At 68.2% G+C, this 21,436-nt stretch carries 21 protein-coding genes and 1 pseudogene; 6 read left to right on the forward strand and 16 right to left on the reverse strand.

Going from position 1 to position 21,436, the window contains the following annotated elements:
* Window positions 1-12: 12 nt before the first annotated feature.
* The 5 genes and pseudogenes from ACWD10_RS27865 to ACWD10_RS27885 form a co-directional block, all read right to left on the reverse strand.
* A complete protein-coding gene (locus ACWD10_RS27865) occupies window positions 13-306 on the reverse strand; it encodes a hypothetical protein (RefSeq protein WP_451095718.1) in 294 nt (97 codons plus the stop codon).
* Window positions 303-1,661 (reverse strand): hypothetical protein, encoded by a 1,359-nt coding sequence (locus tag ACWD10_RS27870; RefSeq protein WP_451095720.1) that lies wholly within the window; start codon window positions 1,659-1,661, stop codon window positions 303-305. Before ACWD10_RS27870 ends, ACWD10_RS27865 begins: the two co-directional genes overlap by 4 nt.
* A 30-nt stretch (window positions 1,662-1,691) precedes the next feature.
* Window positions 1,692-2,042, reverse strand: coding sequence for a hypothetical protein (locus tag ACWD10_RS27875; RefSeq protein ID WP_451095722.1), 351 nt, complete (start codon window positions 2,040-2,042; stop codon window positions 1,692-1,694).
* Between the two features lie 127 nt (window positions 2,043-2,169).
* Window positions 2,170-2,577, reverse strand: coding sequence for a hypothetical protein (locus ACWD10_RS27880; protein WP_451095724.1), 408 nt, complete (start codon window positions 2,575-2,577; stop codon window positions 2,170-2,172).
* Window positions 2,578-2,858: 281 nt separating this feature from the next.
* A pseudogene (locus ACWD10_RS27885) lies at window positions 2,859-3,026 on the reverse strand (Uma2 family endonuclease); the annotation flags it as partial.
* 251 nt (window positions 3,027-3,277) lie between these two features.
* Here ACWD10_RS27885 and ACWD10_RS27890 point away from each other — a divergent pair.
* From ACWD10_RS27890 to ACWD10_RS27910, 5 genes are all read left to right on the forward strand, one after another.
* Complete coding sequence (locus ACWD10_RS27890) at window positions 3,278-3,991, forward strand: DUF5753 domain-containing protein (protein WP_451095726.1); 714 nt, start codon at window positions 3,278-3,280, stop codon at window positions 3,989-3,991.
* A 10-nt stretch (window positions 3,992-4,001) separates the two neighbouring features.
* Window positions 4,002-4,334 carry a DUF397 domain-containing protein gene (locus ACWD10_RS27895; RefSeq protein WP_451095728.1) on the forward strand — a complete coding sequence of 111 codons (333 nt, stop codon included), beginning with the start codon at window positions 4,002-4,004 and terminating at the stop codon, window positions 4,332-4,334.
* A 210-nt stretch (window positions 4,335-4,544) separates the two neighbouring features.
* A complete protein-coding gene (locus ACWD10_RS27900; RefSeq protein ID WP_451095730.1) occupies window positions 4,545-9,035 on the forward strand; it encodes a DUF6531 domain-containing protein in 4,491 nt (1,496 codons plus the stop codon).
* Window positions 9,013-9,324: a hypothetical protein gene (locus ACWD10_RS27905; RefSeq protein ID WP_451095732.1), complete on the forward strand. Its 312-nt coding sequence runs from the start codon at window positions 9,013-9,015 to the stop codon at window positions 9,322-9,324. Before ACWD10_RS27900 ends, ACWD10_RS27905 begins: the two co-directional genes overlap by 23 nt.
* A 200-nt stretch (window positions 9,325-9,524) precedes the next feature.
* Complete coding sequence (locus ACWD10_RS27910) at window positions 9,525-10,004, forward strand: hypothetical protein (protein WP_451095734.1); 480 nt, start codon at window positions 9,525-9,527, stop codon at window positions 10,002-10,004.
* Between the two features lie 118 nt (window positions 10,005-10,122).
* Here ACWD10_RS27910 and ACWD10_RS27915 read toward each other — a convergent pair whose 3' ends face one another.
* From ACWD10_RS27915 to ACWD10_RS27965, 11 genes are all read right to left on the reverse strand, one after another.
* Window positions 10,123-10,758 carry an OmpA family protein gene (locus ACWD10_RS27915; protein WP_451095736.1) on the reverse strand — a complete coding sequence of 212 codons (636 nt, stop codon included), beginning with the start codon at window positions 10,756-10,758 and terminating at the stop codon, window positions 10,123-10,125.
* Between the two features lie 3 nt (window positions 10,759-10,761).
* Window positions 10,762-11,340, reverse strand: coding sequence for a hypothetical protein (locus ACWD10_RS27920; RefSeq protein WP_451095738.1), 579 nt, complete (start codon window positions 11,338-11,340; stop codon window positions 10,762-10,764).
* 19 nt (window positions 11,341-11,359) lie between these two features.
* Complete coding sequence (locus ACWD10_RS27925; protein WP_451095790.1) at window positions 11,360-11,962, reverse strand: pilus assembly protein TadG-related protein; 603 nt, start codon at window positions 11,960-11,962, stop codon at window positions 11,360-11,362.
* The gene (locus ACWD10_RS27930; protein ID WP_451095792.1) at window positions 11,959-12,162 is read right to left on the reverse strand and encodes a hypothetical protein; all 204 of its coding nucleotides are present in this window, start codon (window positions 12,160-12,162) and stop codon (window positions 11,959-11,961) included. Before ACWD10_RS27930 ends, ACWD10_RS27925 begins: the two co-directional genes overlap by 4 nt.
* Window positions 12,163-12,426: 264 nt before the next feature.
* The gene (locus tag ACWD10_RS27935) at window positions 12,427-13,323 is read right to left on the reverse strand and encodes a DUF5936 domain-containing protein (protein WP_451095740.1); all 897 of its coding nucleotides are present in this window, start codon (window positions 13,321-13,323) and stop codon (window positions 12,427-12,429) included.
* Between the two features lie 60 nt (window positions 13,324-13,383).
* On the reverse strand, window positions 13,384-14,319 hold the full coding sequence (locus ACWD10_RS27940; protein ID WP_451095742.1) for a type II secretion system F family protein: 936 nt from the start codon (window positions 14,317-14,319) through the stop codon (window positions 13,384-13,386).
* Entirely contained in the window at window positions 14,316-15,773 is a 1,458-nt protein-coding gene (locus tag ACWD10_RS27945) for an ATPase, T2SS/T4P/T4SS family (protein WP_451095744.1), read from the reverse strand. Before ACWD10_RS27945 ends, ACWD10_RS27940 begins: the two co-directional genes overlap by 4 nt.
* Before the next feature lie 36 nt (window positions 15,774-15,809).
* Window positions 15,810-16,487 carry a TadE family protein gene (locus tag ACWD10_RS27950; protein WP_451095746.1) on the reverse strand — a complete coding sequence of 226 codons (678 nt, stop codon included), beginning with the start codon at window positions 16,485-16,487 and terminating at the stop codon, window positions 15,810-15,812.
* The gene (locus ACWD10_RS27955; protein ID WP_451095748.1) at window positions 16,484-18,271 is read right to left on the reverse strand and encodes an AAA family ATPase; all 1,788 of its coding nucleotides are present in this window, start codon (window positions 18,269-18,271) and stop codon (window positions 16,484-16,486) included. Before ACWD10_RS27955 ends, ACWD10_RS27950 begins: the two co-directional genes overlap by 4 nt.
* A 10-nt stretch (window positions 18,272-18,281) precedes the next feature.
* A complete protein-coding gene (gene cpaB, locus ACWD10_RS27960) occupies window positions 18,282-19,013 on the reverse strand; it encodes a Flp pilus assembly protein CpaB (RefSeq protein ID WP_451095750.1) in 732 nt (243 codons plus the stop codon).
* A 69-nt stretch (window positions 19,014-19,082) separates the two neighbouring features.
* Complete coding sequence (locus ACWD10_RS27965; protein ID WP_451095752.1) at window positions 19,083-20,030, reverse strand: hypothetical protein; 948 nt, start codon at window positions 20,028-20,030, stop codon at window positions 19,083-19,085.
* A 283-nt stretch (window positions 20,031-20,313) separates the two neighbouring features.
* On the opposite strand from ACWD10_RS27965, the gene ACWD10_RS27970 reads away from it, so the two are divergent.
* Window positions 20,314-21,372, forward strand: coding sequence for a chitinase (locus tag ACWD10_RS27970; RefSeq protein ID WP_451095794.1), 1,059 nt, complete (start codon window positions 20,314-20,316; stop codon window positions 21,370-21,372).
* Window positions 21,373-21,436: the final 64 nt, after the last annotated feature.

Consider the following 21,436-nt stretch of genomic DNA (forward strand, 5'->3'; position numbering starts at 1 on the left):
GGATCAGCGGGGTCAGAGGGCGAGCCGGAGCAGCAGGGCGATGGCTCCGGACAGCGCGGGCAAGGCATACCACCACGAACGCAGCCACTCGGCCTTCACGAACACCCAGGTGAGCCCGGCCACGACGAGTGCGCAGAGCACGAGGAGCAGGGTCACGTCGCCGTACTCGCCCTCTCCCCCACTGAAGAACCAACCGACGAGCATGGCGAAGAGAGCGAACAGAAGCACGCCGTTCAGCGCGGTCAGGAGGACGCCGCAGAACACAGTGCCCACCCGGTCCCAGGTCTTCGAGTTCACCGAAGTCACCGCCCGAGCGCTCCCCTGGCCTCGTCCACGTGCCGGTCGAAGTCCTCTCCGTACCGCTGCGCCATATCGCTCTCGTAATAGGGACCACCGTTGTAGCGAGCGGCGAGTTCCCGCATCTGCGCGCGGGTCATCTGCTCCGGCGGTACGTCGGCGAACTCGCTCTCGGCCTTGAGCTGGGCGAGGTACTCGGAGGCGATGTAGATGTTCTGCGCCGGGTCCTTGACGGCGCCCACGACCTGCTCACGCTGAGCGTCGGTCAGGTGCTGCGGGTCGTAGCCGAGCACCTCGGCGGCCCGGCGCACCTGCACGGACATCGGCCCCATGGAGGTCAGGTCCTTGTCGGCGGTGCCGGTAAGAATGTCCCGTGCGACGGGCGTCACGTCATCGAGCCAACTGGGCGCGCCCTCAACCTCTTTCCAGGCGATCCCGGCGACCATCTCGGGCGGAAGGCCGGAGGTGCGGGCGGCGTCGCTGAGCAGCTCCTTGTTGTTACGGATGTACGCGCGCCGGTCGCCGTCGTCGTTGCTGTAGACCCAGATGTAGTTGCCGTCGGCGTTCTTGCCGGAGGTGCGCGACCGAATCCGCATGAGGGCGGGCGAGACGACGACGTCGGGCCCGACGCGCGGGATGGCGTCGACCTTCGAACCGGTGCCGGGAAGCTGGGCGTTGGGGTCGAGGCGGGCGTCCGCGGCCTCCCGCCGCAGCGCGTCCACGCCGCCAAGCAGCTCGGTCGGCGAGACGAAGTCACCACCGCGCTCGCCGCGCTCGGAGCGGAACTCGGGCAGGGAGCGCAGCGCGGCCCGGATCTCGTGCACACAGTCCTCGCGAGCGTCGGCCTCGACGCGCTGGGCGTCGCCGTAATGACCCCGGGTGGCGTGGTACAGGTCCTCGGCCTCGTCCCTGATCGCGTCGACGTCGACGAGGAGTTCGGCAACCCAGTCGAGGACGCCGGTGGTGTCGCGCAGGTCCTCCCACTGCCGCAGCGGCTCGGCGGCCCGGGCGGTCGGCGTGATGGGCGTCGCCTCGCGGCGCATCACCTCAGCGAGCCGAGCCTCACTGGCTTGCCCGTTCTCGAAGTGCCCGCGGGCGAGCTCGACTTCCTTGGCGTACGCGTCCAGGGCGGCGGCGACCCGCTTGAAGGCGGCGGAGAGATGCTCGGCAAGGCCGGTCGCCTCACGCAGCCGCCGCGTGTACTTCTCCCGGTGCTCGCTCTCCCACTCCACCTTCCCGGCCCGCCGGAAGTCCTCGTCGCAAGAGGCCATCAGGGCGCGCAGGCGGCCGTACTCGGCGGCGGTCTGCTCGATGAGCGGGGGGCTGGACTGCTCAAGGAAGGCGACGTCCTCGCGGTAAGCCATGGCGGTGTCTACCTCGTCTCCATCCCCGGTTCAGCGGTTCTCGGGCGCCACGTACCGCCCGCTGTCGAGAATGTCGTCCAACTTGGCCTGTGCGCCGAATTCCGCGTTGACGTAGGCGTTGCCGGTGGACCGCAGCTTGGTGGACAGGGCGGTGAGCAGCGCCACCATGTCGCCGTACTGCCCCTGCGCGAAGCGCGCGAAGTCCTCGACGGCCTCGGCGATTTCGGGATGCGACCGGGGAACGCGACAGGCGGTGGCGTTCTCCCCGTCCATACGCCCGGCGTGCAGCAGTCCGGCGAGCTCGCTGAGCAGATGCGAACTCCCGTCGATGGACGCGGCACTGACCGCGTAGCCTCCGGCGCCTGCCGTTCCCTGCCCCATGCTGCTGCCCCCGACTCCCTGCCCCATGCTCCGACGTCAGTAGCTGGCCACGCAAACGGGCCTGCGGGCCTGCGGGCCTGCACCCGTCTCCTGGGTGCAGGCCCTGTTGCGTGGCAGGTTACGCAGGTTACGACGCGCGGCCCTTGCTCGAGACCGTGCCACAGTCGAACGGCGTGCTCGACCCGCTGGAGTACCGGCAGGCCTGCATGTAGATCACCGTTCCGGCGGCCCGGTTGAAGCTCACCGAGTCACAGCCGGAGTCACCGCCGTCGAGCTCCCTGACCATGTCGCTCTTGTCGCTCTTGGACCAGATACGGCCCTGCACCGAGTAGCCGTCGACGTCGGTGTCGCACACGTCCATGCGCTCCGGTCCACTGAAGTACAGCGCGTACCCGTACTTGCTGGGGTCGGTGTACGCGAACGAGTCGACACCGGCAGCTGCGGCGGGTCCTGCGGCGAACACCACGGTCGCCGTGGCCGCCAGCGAGACGCCGGCCAGGCTGGCGAGCCGTCTGGGCATAGGTCTTCCGCTCACTCGTTTTCCTCCATGAGTATGGGATCAGGCGTTCGAGTTGGCGAGATCATATGCGCAACATGCATTGGGGCGCGTCGGCGCCGGACCAGCCTCGATGCACGAGAACACTGCCGTCGGCGTCCGGACTGTTCGCACCGGCCAACTCTCAGATACGTCTGCGGGCTTCGGTCCGTGCCGAGCTGATCGCCATCAGGGCGGCCGAGCGGATCGCCATCAGGGCTTTCGGGCCCGGACGCGGCAAGAGCACCGACCAACCGACCAGGCGGGAGACCGTCGGGGCGCTACGCGGGGTACCGAGGAAGATCGTCCGTGGGAATCGTCCAGTCGGCGATGGTGACGGGCTCGCCGTAGACGAAGTCCTTGCGAGTCGCGTAGCGCGGGCCGTCCGGGGTGGGGTGGATGTCGGTCATGATCGCGCCGGAGCCGGTGCGGGGGTCGAAGACGGCGTGCTAAGCGGCCCTTTCTGGATCGGCCCGGCGCGCGGTGGGGCGTGGTAGGGCGAGGCCCAGTTCAAGACGGCCTCCGACACTCAGCCCAGAGCAACTTCCCAGGTCCGCCGCCCATGCCGTCCTCGAGCTCGTACGCACCCCACCGGTCGGCGTACGTCCCGACGAGGAAGAGACCGCGGCCGTTCTCGTCCGTGTCCGGGACGGCTACGGGTACGCGCTGGAGTCGGAACGGGGTGGGGATCTCGGGATTCGTGGCCGGTCGCGCAGGAGTGAGTGCCCAGCGGATCCACGCACTGGCATGCCAGTACGACTGCTCGGACAAGGCCCTCATCACAGCCCTGACCGACATGACCACCGACCGCACACGGGGTTGGTGGGAGGAGTACCGCGAGATCCTGCCGAGCCCGCTCCTCGACCTGGCCGAACTGGAGCACCACGCCACCGCGTTGCGCTCCGCGGTCACGGCCCGAATTCCCGACCTGCTCCAAACCGTGGACCACGCCCGCGAGATCTTCCGACAGGCGGTCACGGAACTCTCACCACCAGACGCGGAGCACCGTCTCTCATTCCGGATCAAGCGCCAGGCAGTCCTGTACGGGGAGCAGACCACGCCATACGAGGCGCTCATCCACGAAGCAGCCCTGCACATGAAGGTCGGCGGCCGCGCCACATCCCGCCAACAACTCCAACACTTGCTGGACATGAGCGAGCAGGAACACATCACGCTGCGCGCGATCACGTTCGAGGTCGGTGCCTACCCGGGCTCGGGCCAGTCGATCTACTACGCCTCCGGCCCCGTGCAGCAGCTCGACACAGTGCACCTCGACCAGTCCCACGGCCTCACATTCCTGGACGCCGAGGCCCAACTGCACAAGTACCGGACGCTCTTTCAGCTACTGGAGGCAGTCGCACTGGACCCCGACAAGACGCGGGATCTCATCGCCAACATCATTCGCGACCTATGAGGGAGCCTTCATGACCCCGCACGCCTGGCAGAAGTCGTCCTACTGCTCGGAGGGCGACTCCTGCGTACATGTCGCCTCGACCGCCACCGGCACGGTGCTCCTGACCGAGAGCAGCGACCCCACCAGAGCAATACTCACCACCGCCCGCGAAACCTTCGCCGCCCTCCTCACCCACCTGAAGGGCAACGGAGAAACCTCGGGCATAGACATCACCCACGGCCCCGACAACAAGGTCCTGCTGCACACCCCGGACACCACAGTCACCACCACCCGGGACAAGTGGCACGCCTTCACCCTCGGCGTGCGGGCCGGTGAATTCGACCGCTTCACCACCGGTCGATAGCCAGGAACTCCTCCCATCCCACCTTGCTGAACCATCACGTCCACGTTCCGCTTCGTGTGACAACACCGCCGCACCGCGGGCCGTCCCGCTCCTGGCTGACCAGCCCCCTCCGCCTGACTGAATCTCTCTTCACCCGTGTGAGTGGCGGGAGTTAGGGTTGACCTGCGGTATCACGCTGCCTGAAGTTGAGTGTGCTACGGGGGAGTTGACGTGAGTCATCGGCCGACGGACTGGCACGTTCTGGACCTGGAGGGGGACCCGGTCCCCGGCGATCCGCAGCGAGTACGCAAACTCGCCCGCGAACTCCACGACTTCGCCGAAGACGTCGGCACCGCGCTGCGCCAGATCCGCGCCATGGCCGGCGAGGACACGCTCCAAAGATGGTCCGGAAAATCGGCTAACAAGTTCAAGGAACAGTTCGACGGCGTCCCCGGCAACCTGACCAAACTCCGAACCTCCTACGACCTGGCAGGCGACGCCTTCGCCGACTACTGGCCCAAGCTGGAGCGCGCCCAGTCCCTCGCCGATCGGGCCCTGGTCAAGGGCCGCGAGGCCCGCGAAGACCTGAATGCGGCCCAGGGCCGCCTGGACGGGGCCACCGACTGGGTCAAAACCGCCACCGCCAAGACGAAAGCGTACGACGACGCCAAGGGCCCCGAAGCCCCCGACGAGTCCAAGGTCCGCGCCGCCACCCGCAACGCCCAGCAGGCCAACTCCGCCCGCAGCAGCGCCCAGGGCGACGTCGACAGCGCCCAGTCGGCCCTGGACGCCGCCAAAGCCATGGCCCAGGAGGCCCGGGAGCTGCGCGAGGACGCCGCCCGCGTCTGCAAGGACAAACTCGACGAAGCCTCTGACGCCGGTATCCAGAACCGTGACTGGTGGGAAGACGCGGTCAATTTCGTCACCGAGAACTGGGACGCGATCGTCGCCGTCTGCAAGGTCGTCGTCGCCGTCGTCGGCGTCATCGCGATGATCGTCGGCGGCCCGATCCTCGCCGCCATCGTGGTCGTCGCGGCCCTGGTCGTCCTCGCCGACACCCTCAACAAATACCGCAAAGGCCAAGCCAGCCTCTTCGACGTCGGCATGGCCGCCCTCGACTGCATCCCCGGCATGAAGGGATTGACCACGCTCGGTGGTCTCGCCAAGGGCGTCAAAGCCCTGGGCAAGACGGGACTCAAGGGCATGGCTCTCGGCGCCAAGGGGATGGCCAAGAGCGTTCGCGGGCGCGGCCGCGAAATGAAGTCGCTCGTCTGCCGCACCGACCCGATCGACATGGCGACCGGCGAGATGGTCATGTCCGCCACAGATGTCGAACTTCCCGGCGTGCTGCCACTCGTCCTCCAGCGGCATCACCGCACCAGGATCCGCAAAGGCCAATACTTCGGACCCTCCTGGACCTCAACGCTCGACCAGCGCCTCCTCCTCGACGGAACCGGCCTTCGGTTCATCACCGAGGACGGCATGGAACTGCACTACCCCGTCCCCGAGCCCGACCTCTCCATCCTGCCCGTCGAAGGCCCGAGGTGGCCCCTGACCTGGGACGGCACAACCCAGGGCACCCTGAACATCCACCGCCCCGACACCGGGCAGACGCTGGCCTTCCGCCCCCAGCCCAACCGCCCCGCCCATGAGCTCGCCCTCACCGAGATCCGGGACCGGCGCGGCAACACCATCGCCGTGCACTACCAACCCGACGGCACACCCGGCGAGATCGTCCACCACGGCGGCTACCGCATAGGCGTCACCACCGACAGCGGCCATGTCACCGCCCTGACCCTGCTCAGCGCCCCCGACCAGCCCACCCTGCTGCGCTACGCCTACGACGACCACGGCAACCTCACGGAGGTCTACAACTCCGCCGACCGACCCCTGACATTCACCTACGACGAGGCCGGCCGCATCACCGGCTGGCAGGACCGCAACGACACCTGGTACCGCTACACATACGAAAACGGCCGCTGTGTCGCCACCGAAGGCGCCGACGGGTTCCTCAACAGCAGCATCGTCTACGACACCGAGAACCGCCGCACCCTCTTCACCGACGCCCTCGGCAACACCACCGTCTACGAGTTCAACGACAGCTACCAACTCGTCAGGGAACAGGACCCACTCGGCAACGAGACCCACCGAACCCACGACCGATACGACCGCCTCCAATCCATCACCGACCCCCTCGGCCACACCACCCGCTACACCTACGACGAACAAGGCCGCCCGGCCGCCGTCACGCGCCCCGATGGACACACGATCACGGTTACGTACAACGAGCTCGGACTGCCGGTCGAGACCGTCGACGCTGACGGCGCGATCTGGCGCCACGAGTACGACACCTGGGGCAACCGCACCGCCTTGATCGACCCGGCCGGCGCCACTACCCGCTGTACCTACACAGCCGCCGGCTACCTCAGCACCATCTCGGACGCGCTGGGCAACACCACTCGCGTGACGTGCGACCCGGCAGGCTTGCCGCAGTATGTAGAGGGCCCGCTCGGCAACACCACGAGCTACCACCGTGACCCCTTCGGCCGTCCAACCACGGTCACGGACGCGCTCGGTGCGGTGACCAGACTGGAGTGGACTCCTGAGGGCAAGCTCGCCCGGCAGCAGGACCCAGACGGTGCCGCGCAGTCGTGGACGTACGACGGCGAGGGCAACTGCATCACGCACACCGACGCCCTGGGCCAGACGACCACCTACGAGTACACGGGCTTTGACGTGCTGGCCGCCCGCACCGACCCCGACGGGACTCGCCACACCTTCACCTACGACCACGAATTGCGCCTGCGTGAGGTCACCAATCCGCAGGGCCTGAGGTGGACCTACGGCTACGACCCGGCTGGCCGCCTGACGGCAGAGACCGACTTCGACGACCGCACCATCACCTACACCCACGACCGTGCTGGCCGCACTACCAGCCGCACCACCCCGCTTGGCGACGTCATCCGCTACACCCACGACGCGCTCGGCCAGGTGACGGCCAAGAACGCTGCAGGCACGATCACGAGCTACGCCTACGATCCAGCAGGGCGGCTGATAACGGCCGCCAACCCCGACCACGAGCTGACTCTTGCCTATGATGCCGCGGGGCACCTGACGGCGGAGTCGACCAACGGACGCACGGTCACCCACACCTACGACGCCCTGGGGCGCCCGGTGGGGCGTACCACCCCGACCGGCGTAACAACGACGTACACCCACGACCCGGCGGGCAACCGCACCGAGCTGGTGACCGCGACCGGCCACACCTTGACCTTCAGCCACGACGCCGCGGGCCGCGAGCTGTTGCGTCGCCTGGATGACGGCACACCGACCATCGCGCACACCTGGGACACAATCGGCCGCCTGATCCAGAAGCGCCTGGCTGCTGGTGCCGACAGCGTAGGCACCCGCGACTACCACTATCGGGCCGACGGCCACCTGACCTCCCTGGACGACAGCCGCACTGGCTCCAGCCATTACGCCCTCGACCCGGTCGGCCGGGTTACCGGCGTGAGTGCCCCCGACTGGTCCGAAACCTACGCCTACGACACTGCCGGCAACCAGACCGCGGCCAACTGGCCCGAGATCCATCCCGATGCCGAAGTCTGCGGGGAACGGACCTACACCGGCACCCGCATCGATGCCGCCGGCGACGTCCGCTACGAGCACGACGCCGCCGGCCGTCTCACCCTGCGGCAAAAGACCCGCCTGTCCCGTAAACCCGACACCTGGCGCTACACCTGGAACGCCGAAAACCAACTCACCGAGGTCACCACCCCCGACGGCACCCGCTGGCGGTACACCTACGACCCCCTCGGCCGCCGGATATCCAAGCAACGTCTGGCCACAGACGGGGAGTCAACCGCCGAGGAAACTTGGTTCACCTGGCACGGCCCCACGCTGATCGAGCAGACCACAACATCCGCCGACGGGAGCGGTACTCAGACCCTCACCTGGGAACACGACGAATCCGGCCTGACCCCGCTGGCCCAGACCGACCGATACGCCCCGGCCGCTGACGCGCCACAAGCGGAGATCGACACGGCGTTCTACGCCATCGTCACCGACCAAATCGGCACCCCCACGGAACTCCTCACGGAATCAGGCGAGATCGCCTGGCAGGCCAGGACAACTCTGTGGGGCACCACCACCTGGAACGCCGATGCCACCGCCTACACTCCACTCCGCTTCCCCGGCCAATACCACGATCTGGAAACCGATCACCACTACAACCTCCATCGCCACTACGACCCCACCACCGCCCGTTACCTCACCCCCGATCCGCTTGGTCTCGTTCCTGCCCCCAACCCGGTCGCATACGTCCGTAACCCCCATACCTGGAGCGACCCGCTCGGACTCGCACCGTGTGTAGGCTCGGGCAATGCGTACTCTGTTGCTTACGAGACCTACATCCCCGCCCAGTTCTTTCCGGGGAGATCGCGAGGCGCACACTTCCAAGAGGCAAACAGAGCACTCGTTCGCGAAATGGACGCAAGTCCGGATTTCGCGAGAATGATGGACAACTTGATACCGGGAATTCGCGACGAACTGGTAGGTCCTCGCGGTGGGATATCGCGCAGGTCTCCAACTGACTGGACCTGGCATCACGCTGCAAATCCAGGACAAATGCAGCTCGTTCCAAGAGTGCAACACTCCGCTGCGGGGCGACTACAAGAACTCTTTCACCCAGGAGGTGTCGGTGGCTATTCCATATGGGGTTGACGTGCCAGCAGGTCAACTTCTCATTGAGATTGAGGACGTCGACGATGACGCCATTGCATATACCGCTACTGCCGGTCGTTTGACCCCTGCCACACCAGTAACCCTGGTACAGGATGAGGCGGATGCACCGTCCGGATTGGACTACCTCCTGGAGGTATTCCTGATCAAGGAAGTTCTCCAGGTCTGGAGCGAGTGGCGTGAAGGTGCAGAGCCGGACGCAGCTGAGCGTTGTGAAGCCGTACAGTATTACGCGACACATGATGCATATCTTCCGGTACCTGGCTCCTGACCTTATCTCCTCATTGAGCAGTTCGAAGATCTCTGCACCCCACGTGACCGGGAGGAGATCAAGCCGGAGCTTCCTCCAGGACATCGCCTGCTCCGGCCCTCGCTCGGCCGCCAGCCCAACGAATGGAACTTTGAGTGAGTCCGGACCTCAGAGGTGGACGGATCGGCCTCCCTGGATGTGATCTGCTCACGTTAGGGGCGATGATGCAGCTGAATCTCAACCCGCCTGCCGGTGCTGGACCGTTGCGATTCGGTATGCCAATCGCCAAGGCTACAGAGGCTGCTTCCGCGTGGGGTGAGGTGAGAGTTGGCGCACCTGCTCAGGGGCGCATGGCATTCAAAGCGCTGATCGTTCACCCCGAATTCGAAGTCGTCCTCCTGTCGGACGACGGGAAAACCCTCACCGGCCTTGAGGCCTGGCGTTTCGAAAACGATGACGCTGATGTGCGTGTGAAGTTCAATGGGATGGATGTCTTCCGCACCCCTGCGCGCGACCTCATTCAGGGCATCAGCGAAGCCGGGCATGAGGCAGACACGAGCGACGACGAGGTCACTGTTTACCCGGAACTCGCGCTGCTTCTCTCCCGTGAAACCAGCCGCGAAGTTCCGCTCGACCCGGACGATGGATTTCCGCTGTATTTCCACTACGCGCTAGCGGCACCCAGTGGGTACTTCGACTGAACATCGGTCCGCCGCGGGGACTCTGATTTTGGCCATCATCAAACTGACCGACGGACCTCGCCGAAGGCGCGCGCCTGCGACGGAGGCAGCTCGGTTACGCGATCCGTTCCGACTCGCCTTAGCCCTCGGCGGTTCCGGAGCCGGTGTCCCCGCGTGGGAACGTGACCTCCACCCGCCGGTTCTTCTTCCGGCCCTCTTCCGTGGAGTTGGACGCGATCGGGTAGTCCTCGCTGTAGCCGCGGACCTCGTATGTGATGTCCGGGCCCAGGTCCTTCGAGAGCTGGTCGTGTACGGCGTCCGCGCGCTGCTTCGAGAGCTTCTTGCCGTGGCCGTACGAGCCGAGGTTGTCCGTGAAGCCGAAGACGCGGACCTTGGTGGGGTCCTGTGCCTTGATTTCGTCCGCGATGGCCTTGATCCGGGAATTCGCCTCGGCGTTCAGCTTCGCGCTGTCCTTGGGGAAGAGGACTTCTGCTTGCAGGGCGAACTTCACGTCCGAGTTGGTGTCTTCGCGGCGTTCTTCGCCGCCCAGGTCTTCTACGACCGACTTGATGTCCAGGACTCGGGCCGGGGCCAGCTTCGCTCCGTCGGCCAGCTTCAGGCCGGGGGCGGTGGCGTCGACCTCGGGGGGTGGGCCGCTGGTCATGGAGCCCGGGGGGACGCTCGGTTCGTCGTCCGCGGTGGCCACTCCGGTGGTGCCTGTTGCGGTCAGGGCCGTGAGCAGGGCGACCGTGGTGAGGAGAGGGGCGGTGCGCATGGGTCACTCACCCTCGGAGAGCTCGATGGTGGCGGGGGGCATGTCGGCAAGTTGGAATTCCACCTCAGTGGCGCTCGCTGGAGGAGCCGGGAACTGAGCGAACCAGACCTTCTCCTCGTCCGGCTTCAATCCTCCCTGGAACTGCGTGCATAGACAGCGGCCCTCCGTATCCCGAAGGATCAGATAGCGCTTCTTGCCGGACGTGTCGACAAGTGAGGCGCCCGCCATGGAGGCCCCGTTGCTCGAGAGTTCCTTCTCGTCCCCCGACCAGGAGGCAGGATTCCAGAAGCTCCCGCTGGTGTTCTTGACCGTGCCACCGACGGTGAGGAATCCGCCCTCGTCACGGACCGCGGAGTTGATGGTTATCGACGCCTTGCTGCCCTGGGACTCGCCCAGGACCTTGTCCTCCGCCGACCCGTCGGGCTCAGTCCGCTCGCCGCCCTTCTCGTCGTCCTTCGCCGAGGCGGTCGCCTCCGAGTTCGCGTTCTTCTTGGCACCACCGTCGTCGCTGCCGCAGCCGGCCACCGCGAGGACCAAACCAGTTGTTATCGCCGCTGCGGTCAGTGCCCTGCGGGCCTTCATCGGGACTCCTTCGTAGACATCAGTCAGCCAGGTGGACAGCGAACAGGTCCTTGGCCTCCGGGAGATCTGCATCCCCGGGGTCCTTGGGATCAATCTCCCAGGGGCCACTGCCGTCACAGGTGAACTTCACGACTTTTGTGGGATCGGCATCCGGCTCGACCGTACAGCGGGGCTCGATGACCGCCGTGGCCGTTGCCTTGGCGCGCCTGTTCTCCGTACCGGGGATGAGGGAGTCACCGACGGTGTAGTTGGTCTCGACCGAGGCCTTGAAGGACGCGTTGCCGTTAACGAAGCCCGGCTTCAGGGAGCTGAGTTGAGCGTCGTTTGCGGCGGCCAGATTCTGAGCGGCCGCGTAGCCGTCGCCTGTGTAGCGGTCGCCGTCCAGCCAGTCGCCCCAGTTGCCGTCCTTGATGCCGTTGAGGAAGCCGTCCGTGAGCTCGTCCCGAACGTCCTGGGCAGCGGCGAGGGCGGCGGCATCGGCGGCGGACTGGGCGCCGCTGCGTGCCACCGCCCCTTTGGCGAAGACGAAGAAGACGAACGCGACGAAGAGCAGCACGCCCACCAGCCAGACGTACAGCGGAATGGTCGAGCCGGAGTCGTCGCTCAGCCTGGAGGCAGTCAGTCGCCGCCGGTGATCTCGTTCACCGCGTCGCCGATCGCGCTGGAGATCGTGTCGTCGAGACCGAGCCCCATCACGGCCGCCACGATCGCCGCGATCAACACCAACAGCCCGGCGTACTCCACGAACCCGGCACCCTCGTCCCCCCGTGCCCCGCGGATGCGCGCGGACACGGCGTTCTTCCAGGTACGGATCTTCGTCATAGTGTTCCCCTCCGGGCGCGGCCGTCCGTGTGACCCTTCCGACCTTTGCGTCAAGAGAAACGTACGCCTCATCGGGGTCCCCGGTGTAGGGCTCCCGGCACCAACTTGCCTGCCTGGTCTGCCTCATTGGACTCATTGGCGTGAATCGCCCCGTCGGTCTTGTTCGGTCTCGTCGGCGCGTCTGACGGTCAGACTCTCGCACAAGTGGTTGCTTGTGCGAAGTCGGATACCGGAATTGGTGTGGATTCGAGACGCGTGGCCACATCAGTCCCCCAGGATCGAGCCGAAGTCCGTGTCCGAGCCCAGGAACATGCCGCAGACGATGAGCAGCAGCGTTGCCGGGACCATGAAGACGAGTGTGACCAGGGTTGTTTTCGGGATGGTCTTGGCCGCGCGACGGCGGGCGTTCTGGGCGTCCGTGCGGCGCATGTCGGCCGCGATCTGGATCAGCGTGTCCGCGATGGGGGCGCCCAATTCCTCGCCCTGCTGGAGGGCCGTGACGAATTGCGAGACCTGCTCGCTGGCGTTCCGCTTGCGTAGTTCCTCGAAGGCGTGGCGGCGCGAGACGCCCATGTCCATCTGGCGGAGCGTGATGCGGAGTTCGTCCGCCCAGGGGCCCTCGTAGCGGTCCGCTACCCGTTCCAGGGCCTGGCGGAAGCCCAGGCCCGCCGAGACCACGACCGCCAGGACGTCCAGGAAGTCCGGAAGTGTGCGCTCGATCTGGTCCTTGCGGTCCCGGATTGCTTGCCAGATCAGTGCGTCCGCTGCGAATGCTCCGAAGGCAAGGGCCAGGAATCCGAAGAGGGGGGCGTCGTTTGCGAACAGCGACAGTGCGCAGAGCGCGCCGAAGATGCCGTAGACCGCGCGCCGTGCCGCGTAGCGGTCCAGGGTCAGGCCGCCCGGGTTGCCCGCCTGGTCGATCTTGTGGCGTTTCGCGTCGACGCGTTTCGGGCCCATCAGGCGGAGCACCGCGGGCGCGAAGCGCATGCCGAGGCGGTCTATGGCCGAGCCCGGTCCGGAGACCCGGGACGAGCCGACCTCCAGGGCGATCGCCAGGTCCTTGGGAAGTTTCGCCTCCGAGCGGTACATGCGGATGCCTGCGACCGCGCCCGTCACCGCCAGTGCGGCCAGCGCCGCCAGGAGCAGCCCGATCGTTCCCACCGTTCGCTTCCCCTCAGACTTCCATTCAGATTCGATTCAGACTTCGGCTCAGACTTCGGTTCAGACTTCGATCTTGCCCAGGCGGCGGATCGCGATGAAACCCGCCGCGTACAGGCCCACCGAGATCAGGATCAGAGCCTGGCCCAGCGGTGAGCCGGTGACCTTGGCCAAAGCGCCGTCGTTCATGGCGTTCAGCATGAGCAGAGCGCCTACGCCCAGGCACGGGATGGTGAACGCCGTGGCGTTGACCTCGGAGAGCATCGTGCGGACCTCGCGGCGGGTCTCCTTGCGCTCCTCCAGGGTGCGGGTCAGGTTGCGCAGGCTGTCGACGATCGTGCCGCCCGACTTGTTCGCCAGGATCAACGTCGTGACCAGGACCACCAGTTCGCGGGATGGCAGACGCTCCGCCAGTTCGCCCAACGTGTCCTCGATGGAGCGGCCCACCGCCAGTTCGTGCGAGACCCGGGTCAACTCCTCGCCTGCCGGGGCCTCCAGTTCCTCCGCCGCCATCGCCAGCGATGTGCGTAGGGCCAGGCCCGCCGATGTGCCATTCGCCAGGAGCCTCGCCAGGTCCGGGAGTTGGTTGATGAAGGCCTCGATGCGTTTCTGGCGCTGCCAGTTCAGGAACGCGTTGGCGCTCCAGGCGCCTGCCGCGCCCGCGATCGGGCCGAAGAACGGGGCCAGGAGCGTGCCCGCCAGGAGCCACAGGGCGGCCACCACCAGGACCAGATAGACGAAGAATTCGCCCGGTGTCACGTCCAGGCCCGTGGCCGACAGCTTCAGTTGTACGCGGCGGCCCAGGCGGGTGGCGCGCACCCTGCGGTCCACCGCCGTGAAGCGGCGGCCCCGGCCGGTGGGGAGCGCCGGTTCACCGGTGAGGCGGTCAACCAACGCCTGGCGCTGGGCCCTTCCGGAGGCGTACGCGTGCAGGCCCGCCACCGCCAGGGCGCAGGCGAGGAGGGTGGCGCCAAGGACGAGCAGAGCGGGGCTGTTCATGGGCGTACGGCCTTTCCGGGAGCTCCGGGTTCCCCAGGCGCGCCAGGTTCTCCGGGTACGCCAGGCACTCCGGGCTCTCCAGGTACACCAGGCACTCCGGGCTCTCCAGGCACGCCAGCATCCGTCGGCGTCGGCAGTACGTTCACGCCGCCCTCCGTCACCACCCCGAAGGCCCGCGGGACCGGCTCGCCCGCGAGGTAGAGGCGGTCCGCGATGCGGCGCGGCAGTGGCAGGTGCTCGAAGAGGCCGCGTACGACCCGGTCGGGGCCGAGCGGGGCCGCGTCGAAGCGGGCCACGGGTGTGATCGCGAACGGTTCGCGGCCGCGCGAGACAAGGACCGAGATCTCGGTGATCTTGCGGGAGCCGTCCGCGAAGCGGGTCAGCTGGACCACCACGTCCACCGCCGAGTTGATCTGGTCCTTCAACGCCTCGAAGGGGACGTCCACGTTCGACATCGAGCCGAGCGTCTGCAGGCGCATCAGCGCGTCCTCGGCCGTGTTGGCGTGCACCGTGGCGAGCGAGCCGTCGTGGCCGGTCGACATCGCCTGCAGCATGTCGAGGGTCTCGCCGCCGCGGACCTCGCCGACGATGATGCGGTCCGGGCGCATCCGCAGGCTGTTGCGGACCAGGTCGCGGATGGTGACCTGGCCCTTGCCCTCGACGTTCGGCGGGCGCGACTCCAGGCTGATGACGTGCGCCTGCTGCAGCCGCAGTTCGGCCGAGTCCTCGATGGTGATGATGCGTTCGTGGTCGGGGATCAGGGCGGAGAGGGCGTTGAGGAGGGTGGTTTTTCCGGAGCCTGTGCCTCCGGAGACGATGACGTTGCAGCGGGCGCGTACGAAGCTGCTGAGCAGCAAGAGCATGTGCTCGTCGAGCGTGCCCAGGCCGATGAGTTCCTTGAGCGTGTACGCGCGTGGGAAGCGGCGGATCGTCAGGGTCGCGCCGGTCAGGCTGAGCGGCGGGATGATCACGTTGACGCGCTCGCCGGAGGGGAGGCGGGCGTCGACCATGGGTGTGGACTCATCGACCCGGCGGTTCACGGTCGACACGATCCGCTCGATGGTCTGCATCAGCTGGTCGTGCGAGGCGAAGCGGAGGGGGAGTTGTTCGACGCGGCCCGCGCGTTCCACGAAGATCGCATCCGGGCCGTTGACCATGATCTCGGTGATCGAGGCGTCTTCGAGGAGCGGTTCGAGTACGCCAAGGCCGAGGGCCTCGTCGACGACGCGGCGGATCAGCTGGGAGCGCTGCGCGGTGGAGAGTACCGGGCCCTCGCGGCTGATGATGTGGCCGAGTACGCGTTCCAGGCGGGCGCGGCGTTCGGCTGCGGCGAGGTTCGACATCTCGGCGAGGTCGATCTCTTCGAGCAGCTTGGCTCGGTAGATGGCGACGAGGTGGTCGTCCTCGTGGCCGGGGTGCTCCTCGGGGGCGGCTATGCGGGCTCGCAGGCTCATGGGGTCCTGTCCACTCCTCTCTTCACTCGTCGCGGGTCATTCGTCGCGGGGCATCGTCGCCGTACGGGTCGCCGTCCAGCCCGTATCCACGAACGGGATCAGGGTCGGGATGTCGACCTCCACGGTCGCCGTGACGTTTGCGCCGCCACCCAGGCCGACGTCCGCTGTCAGCCAGCTGCTCATCGCCGCCGTACCGGCCGCGGTACCGGTGCCCTCCTCCTGGGACTCGGCGCGGGCGGCTGCGCGGGCGCCGGATGACGCTTGTTCGAAGGCGTAGCCGACCAGGCCGAGTTGGATGACGGCCAGGCCGACGAGGAGGAGGATCGGCAGGAAGCCGGTGAATTCGAGGATGACCGAGCCTCGGTCGCCGTGGGCCGCGTGCCGGTGCGGGTGGGTGGCGCGGGTGGCGCGGGTGGCGCCCGCGGCGGGCTTCTTTCCCCAGCCCCGCCCCTTCCCGGCCGTGTTGGATATGCGGCTAACGCCGCGTGGGGGGACCTGCGGCCCCCAGGCCCCCGCTATGTCGCGCTGAAGGCGCTCGTCCTCAAACGCCGGACGGGCTGGTGGTTGCCGGACGGGCTGAGAGTGCCGGGTGGGCTGAGAGTGCCGGGTGGGCGGGCGGCAGGGTGGGTGGGCAGCCCTGGCGCGCGCAGCGCAGCCGTGTTCGTAGGCCGACGCGTGCCGGACAGCCCGGGGCGTACGCCCGACGCGGCTCATCGCTCCTCCCCCTCCCTTGCCGCCCCCGCGTCCCCCGACACCTTCCACCCCGCGTCGAACCCCGGGAAGAACAGCGGCACATCCACGTCGACCTCCGCCCGGTACACCGGGCCCGCCTCGCCGCAGCCCGCCGTGAAGGTGGACTGCCAGGCGCTCGGCAGCCGCTCCCGTGCCGCCGCCTCGCAGGCCGCCGCCGGGTCGTCGCCCCGTACCGCCGCGACCGCGCCCGCGCGGGCGCCCTCGTCCGCCGCGTTCCCGGCGAGCGAGTACGTATAGCCGAAGAGGACGCACTGCCACAGCAGGGCGATCACCGCGAAGATCAGCGGAGCCATCCCGGCGAACTCGACCGTCACCGCACCCCGGTCCGAGCCCAGCGCGCTGCCGTCCCTCCTGCCGTCACCCCTGTCGTCCCTCCTGCCACCATCCCTGCCATCGCCCCCGTCGTCACCCCTGCCATCGCCCCTGTCGTCCCCCCGGTCACTCCCGTCGTCACCACCGCGAGGCCGACGCCACAACCGCACCGACCCCCGATCCCCCCACCGCGCAATCGCCTTGGACGGCCGCCGCGTCCCCGACTCCCCCGCCCCCTGCCCCGCCACCGCGCCCGTGACAAGGCCCAACTCCCCCGCAAGCCCCCACAGCGCCTGCTTGACCGAACTACGGGAGTCCAGGTCCTGCATCCGGCCCGCGTCGACCGCCGACTGCAGTTCCTTGAAGTTGGCCGGTACGGCGGTGCGCGCGACCCTCGTGCCCGTGATGCGCTCCACCAGCGCGGGCTGGATCTCCGAGGAGCGGCTGTGGCGGTTCACCACGGCCACCGTCTCCTCGGCCTTGCGGATCTGGAGGCGGTCCCACATCCGCACCATGCGCTTGGCGGCGCGTACGGCGACCACGTCCGGGGTCACCAACAGCACGGCCTGGTCGGCCATTTCGATCGCCGCGGCGTTGGCGCTGTTCATCTGCGTACCGCAGTCGACCACCACCGCGTCGTAGCGGCCGCGCAGCGCCCCGACCACCTGTCGGGCCACCCGGTCGGTGACCTCCTCGCCGCGTTCGCCCTCCCCCGGCGCGAGGAGCAGGCCCACGCCCGTGTCGTGCGTGTAGACCGCGTCCTGCAGGACGCGCGGCGTGATGTCGGCGATCCCCGCCAGGTCCACGATCGAGCGGCGGAACTGTACGTCCAGGTACGACGCCACGTCTCCGGACTGGAGGTCGAGGTCCAACAAGGCCACGGACCGGCCTGACGCCCTTGCCGCCAAGGCCAGTTGGACCGCCGTCAGCGTCGTGCCGACGCCGCCCTTCGCGCCCGTCACCGTGAGGACCGTACCGCCGGAGCCGGGGCCGGAGCCGGACAGGGAGTCCGTCCCGCTGGTGAGGTGGCGGCGTACGCCCACCGCCCAGGCCGCCGCCGCCTGCACGCGGGCCTCGATCTCGTCGTACGCCAGCGGAAGCCCGACGAGGCCGCGCGCGCCGGAGTCCATGGCGGCCGAGAACAGACCGGCGCTGGCGTCGCTGGTGATCAGGACGACACCGATCGCCGGGAAGCGGAGCGAGACCTCCCGGATCACCTCCAGGGCCGGGACCGGGCCGATGCGCTCATGGACGAGGACCACCTCGGGCAGCTCGTCGACGGACTCGCCGCCGAGCCGCCCCAGGGTGTCGAGCAACCGTGTGGAGTCCGGGACCGGACCGGCCGGTTCGGCCTCCGGGAGCTGGCTGAGCAGGGTGGCCAGGGCGCGGGCCACGTCTGGGTCGCCGACGGCCGGCAGGATGCGGGTGGTCACGGGGCGGCCCTCACTTGTCCTCGTCGAGGGTGTAGCTCCGGTCCTCGGGCGGTACGGCGGTGTCACCGGCCGGGGAGACCAGGGCGAGCCTGACGTGCGCGGCGAACGACTCCGCGTACGCCACGCGCTGGGCGTCGAGGGTGTCGAGGGCGAAGGTGATCGGCACGGCCTCGGTGGGGCGGCCGGTGCGGTCGTCCTCGCGCGGGTCGAGCGGGGTCAGCTTGCCGACGTCGATGACCCGGGCGTGATCCACGATGATCATCGACTGGTCCTTCTGGTCCTGCTGGCCCTTCGCGCCGCCGCCCTGCTGATCGGCCTGGAACGTGGCGAAGACATTGACCCGGGAGCCGGGGGTGATCTTTCCGGCCACGCCGGTCGCGGCGTCGATCATGATGGCGATCTCCTGTTCGCCCGCGGCGAGTTCGGGGCGCTTCGCGATCATGTCGGTCTGGAGCAGGGAGCCCTTGCGCAGCTTGGCGACGGCGATCTTGCCCCGGATGTCGCCGAGGTCGGTGACCGCGTTCTCGGACAGCCACCGCTCGGGCATCTCGATCTTCTCGAACTGGGCGCTGCTGAGCTCTTTGTACGGTGCGATGTCGCTCTTGAGGCGGTACGCGGTCACCTCCGGGCCGACCTTGGAGTTCACGTCGCGGATCACGGTGAGCACTCCGGCGAAGGCCCCGAGGGCACACAGGACCGACAGGACCAGGAGGATGACGCCGCGGCGCTGGCGAGAGTTCATCTGGCGAACTACCTCGATCGGATACGGGGGTTGGGGGTGGCGGTGGGTCGGGACCGAGCGGGGTCCGGGCTAAGGACCTATGGCCTTCCTGGGAGTTGAGGGTGCGAGCACCCGGCCGCCGGGGCCGCCACGGCCCGACCCGAGCGCGCGGTCCTCGGGCGGCGGCAGCGGCGCCGCGCAGAATCCGCAGCGGTCGCCGATGAGTTCGAGCCCGCACCAGTGGCAGGTGTCCCGCCGCACGGAGGACACCAACTGGTACAGCATCGTGATGTCGGGTATCGCCGCGGCGAACTCGACCAGTTTGCCGGTGGCCCACCAGCGGCTCGACTCGGCGGGCAGCGGGGCCTCGGCGACGCCCTGCACCTGCCAGGCGGGCGCGAGGGTCCGGGTGACCCAGTCGGACTGGAGATGGCCACGGGCGAGCAGGAGTTGGGTGGCGAAGCCCGGGCCCTCGAGGTCGGTGCCCTGCCCCGCGGCCGCGCCCCCGCCTCCGCCCCCGGCCCCGCCGCCGAGCCGGACGAGCCGACTGCGTGGCGTGGCGAGGACCGCGAACTGGGAGCCGGGCACCCAGGACTTGGCGTGCGAGGAGAGGCTGACCGGCACCCGGTCGAGCCGGGCGACAGAGCCGAGCAGCGCACCGGCGTAGATGTAGTGGGACAGGAGCCGGGCGGCGGAGGCGAGCACGCCGGGGCTGAAGTCGCAGAGCGAGAGCTGGCGCAGCTGGAGCGCGAGGACGGCGAGGCCGAGCGGCGGCAGGTCGAGCCGGAGCAGCGCGATCCGGTCGGACTCCAGGATGGAGCGCGCGGAGTGCAGCCGGTGGGCGGCCTTGTCGGGGAGCGACGCGGGGCACAGGACGATGGCGTAGCCGTGCTGCTCGACCAGGGTGTGCAGCTGCGCGAGCGCCTGCTCCAGGGTGAACTGCTTGTGCTCGGTGTCGAGTACGGCTGCCGCCGGGGTCTGCCGGTCCGGTGCCGGCAACACCAGATCCGAACCGGTGACGGCTATCGCGGTCGGCACGCGTCCACCCCCCACACCCCGTTCACGCTGAATCCTTGCGGCATGCCCGCATCAGCACCATATCCAGGGCAGGGCCCTCTCAACACTTTCCCGGAGGTCTTCACGAGGGGTTCCGGATGTCTTGACAAGCCCATTGGCCTAGACCAGATTGCACGGTCAGCACAGCACAGCAACTCCTCCTCCCCCACCTCAACCCCCACACAGGAGGCAGCAAGTGCACGGCGCATCAGGCAAGTCCACCCCCACAGCCACTCACGTAACCACCCACCACATAACGACTCGCATATCCACCCGCATCACCACCCGTAAGCGGGTCATCGGTGCGGGCCTCGCGGCGCTCACCGCCTGCGCGCTGGCGTTCGCCGGGACCACCGCCCAGGCCGGGCCCGCCCCCACGGCCGACGACCGGACGGCTCCCACGGCCGACGACCGTACGGTTCCCGCGGTCGGCGCGGCGGACGTGCCCAAGCACGCCGTCACCGGCTACTGGCAGAATTTCGACAACGGCGCCACGGTGCAGAAGCTCGCGGACGTGCCCGCGGACTACGACATCATCGCGGTCGCCTTCGCGGACGCCACGGGGACGCCGGGCGAGGTGACGTTCAAGCTCGACTCGGCCGGGCTCGGCGGCTATACGGTCGAGCAGTTCAAGGCCGACATCAAGGCGAAGCAGGCGGACGGGAAGTCCGTGATCCTGTCGGTCGGCGGCGAGAAGGGCGCCGTCTCGGTGAACGACTCGGCCTCCGCGAAGGCCTTCGCCGACTCCGTCCACGCGCAGATGCGGGAGTACGGCTTCGACGGCGTCGACATCGACCTGGAGAACGGGCTCAACTCGACGTATATGACCGAGGCGCTGAAGTCTCTGGCCGAGAAGGCGCCGGGTTTGGTGATCACGATGGCGCCGCAGACGATCGACATGCAGTCGACGTCGAACGAGTACTTCAAGACGGCCCTGGCCATCAAGGACATCCTGACCGTCGTCAACATGCAGTACTACAACAGCGGTTCGATGAACGGCTGCGACGGCCAGGTCTACAGCCAGGGCTCCGTGGACTTCCTGACCGCGCTCGCCTGTATTCAGCTGGAGGGCGGACTCTCCCCGTCCCAGGTCGGCATCGGCACGCCCGCGTCGTCGAGCGCGGCGGGCAGCGGGTACGTGGAGCCGTCGGTGGTCAACGCGGCCCTCGACTGCCTGGCCAAGGGCACGAGCTGCGGCTCGTTCAAGCCCTCGAAGACGTACCCGGACATCCGGGGCGCGATGACGTGGTCCACGAACTGGGACGCGTCCGCGGGCCATGCGTGGTCGGGGTCGGTCGGGCCGCACGTGCACGGGCTGCCGTAGACCGTCCGCGAACGCCGGAGGGGCTCACCTCGCCGTCGAGCCCCTCCGCGCGCTTTCGAACGGC

This window comes from Streptomyces sp. NPDC002851 (assembly GCF_053591935.1).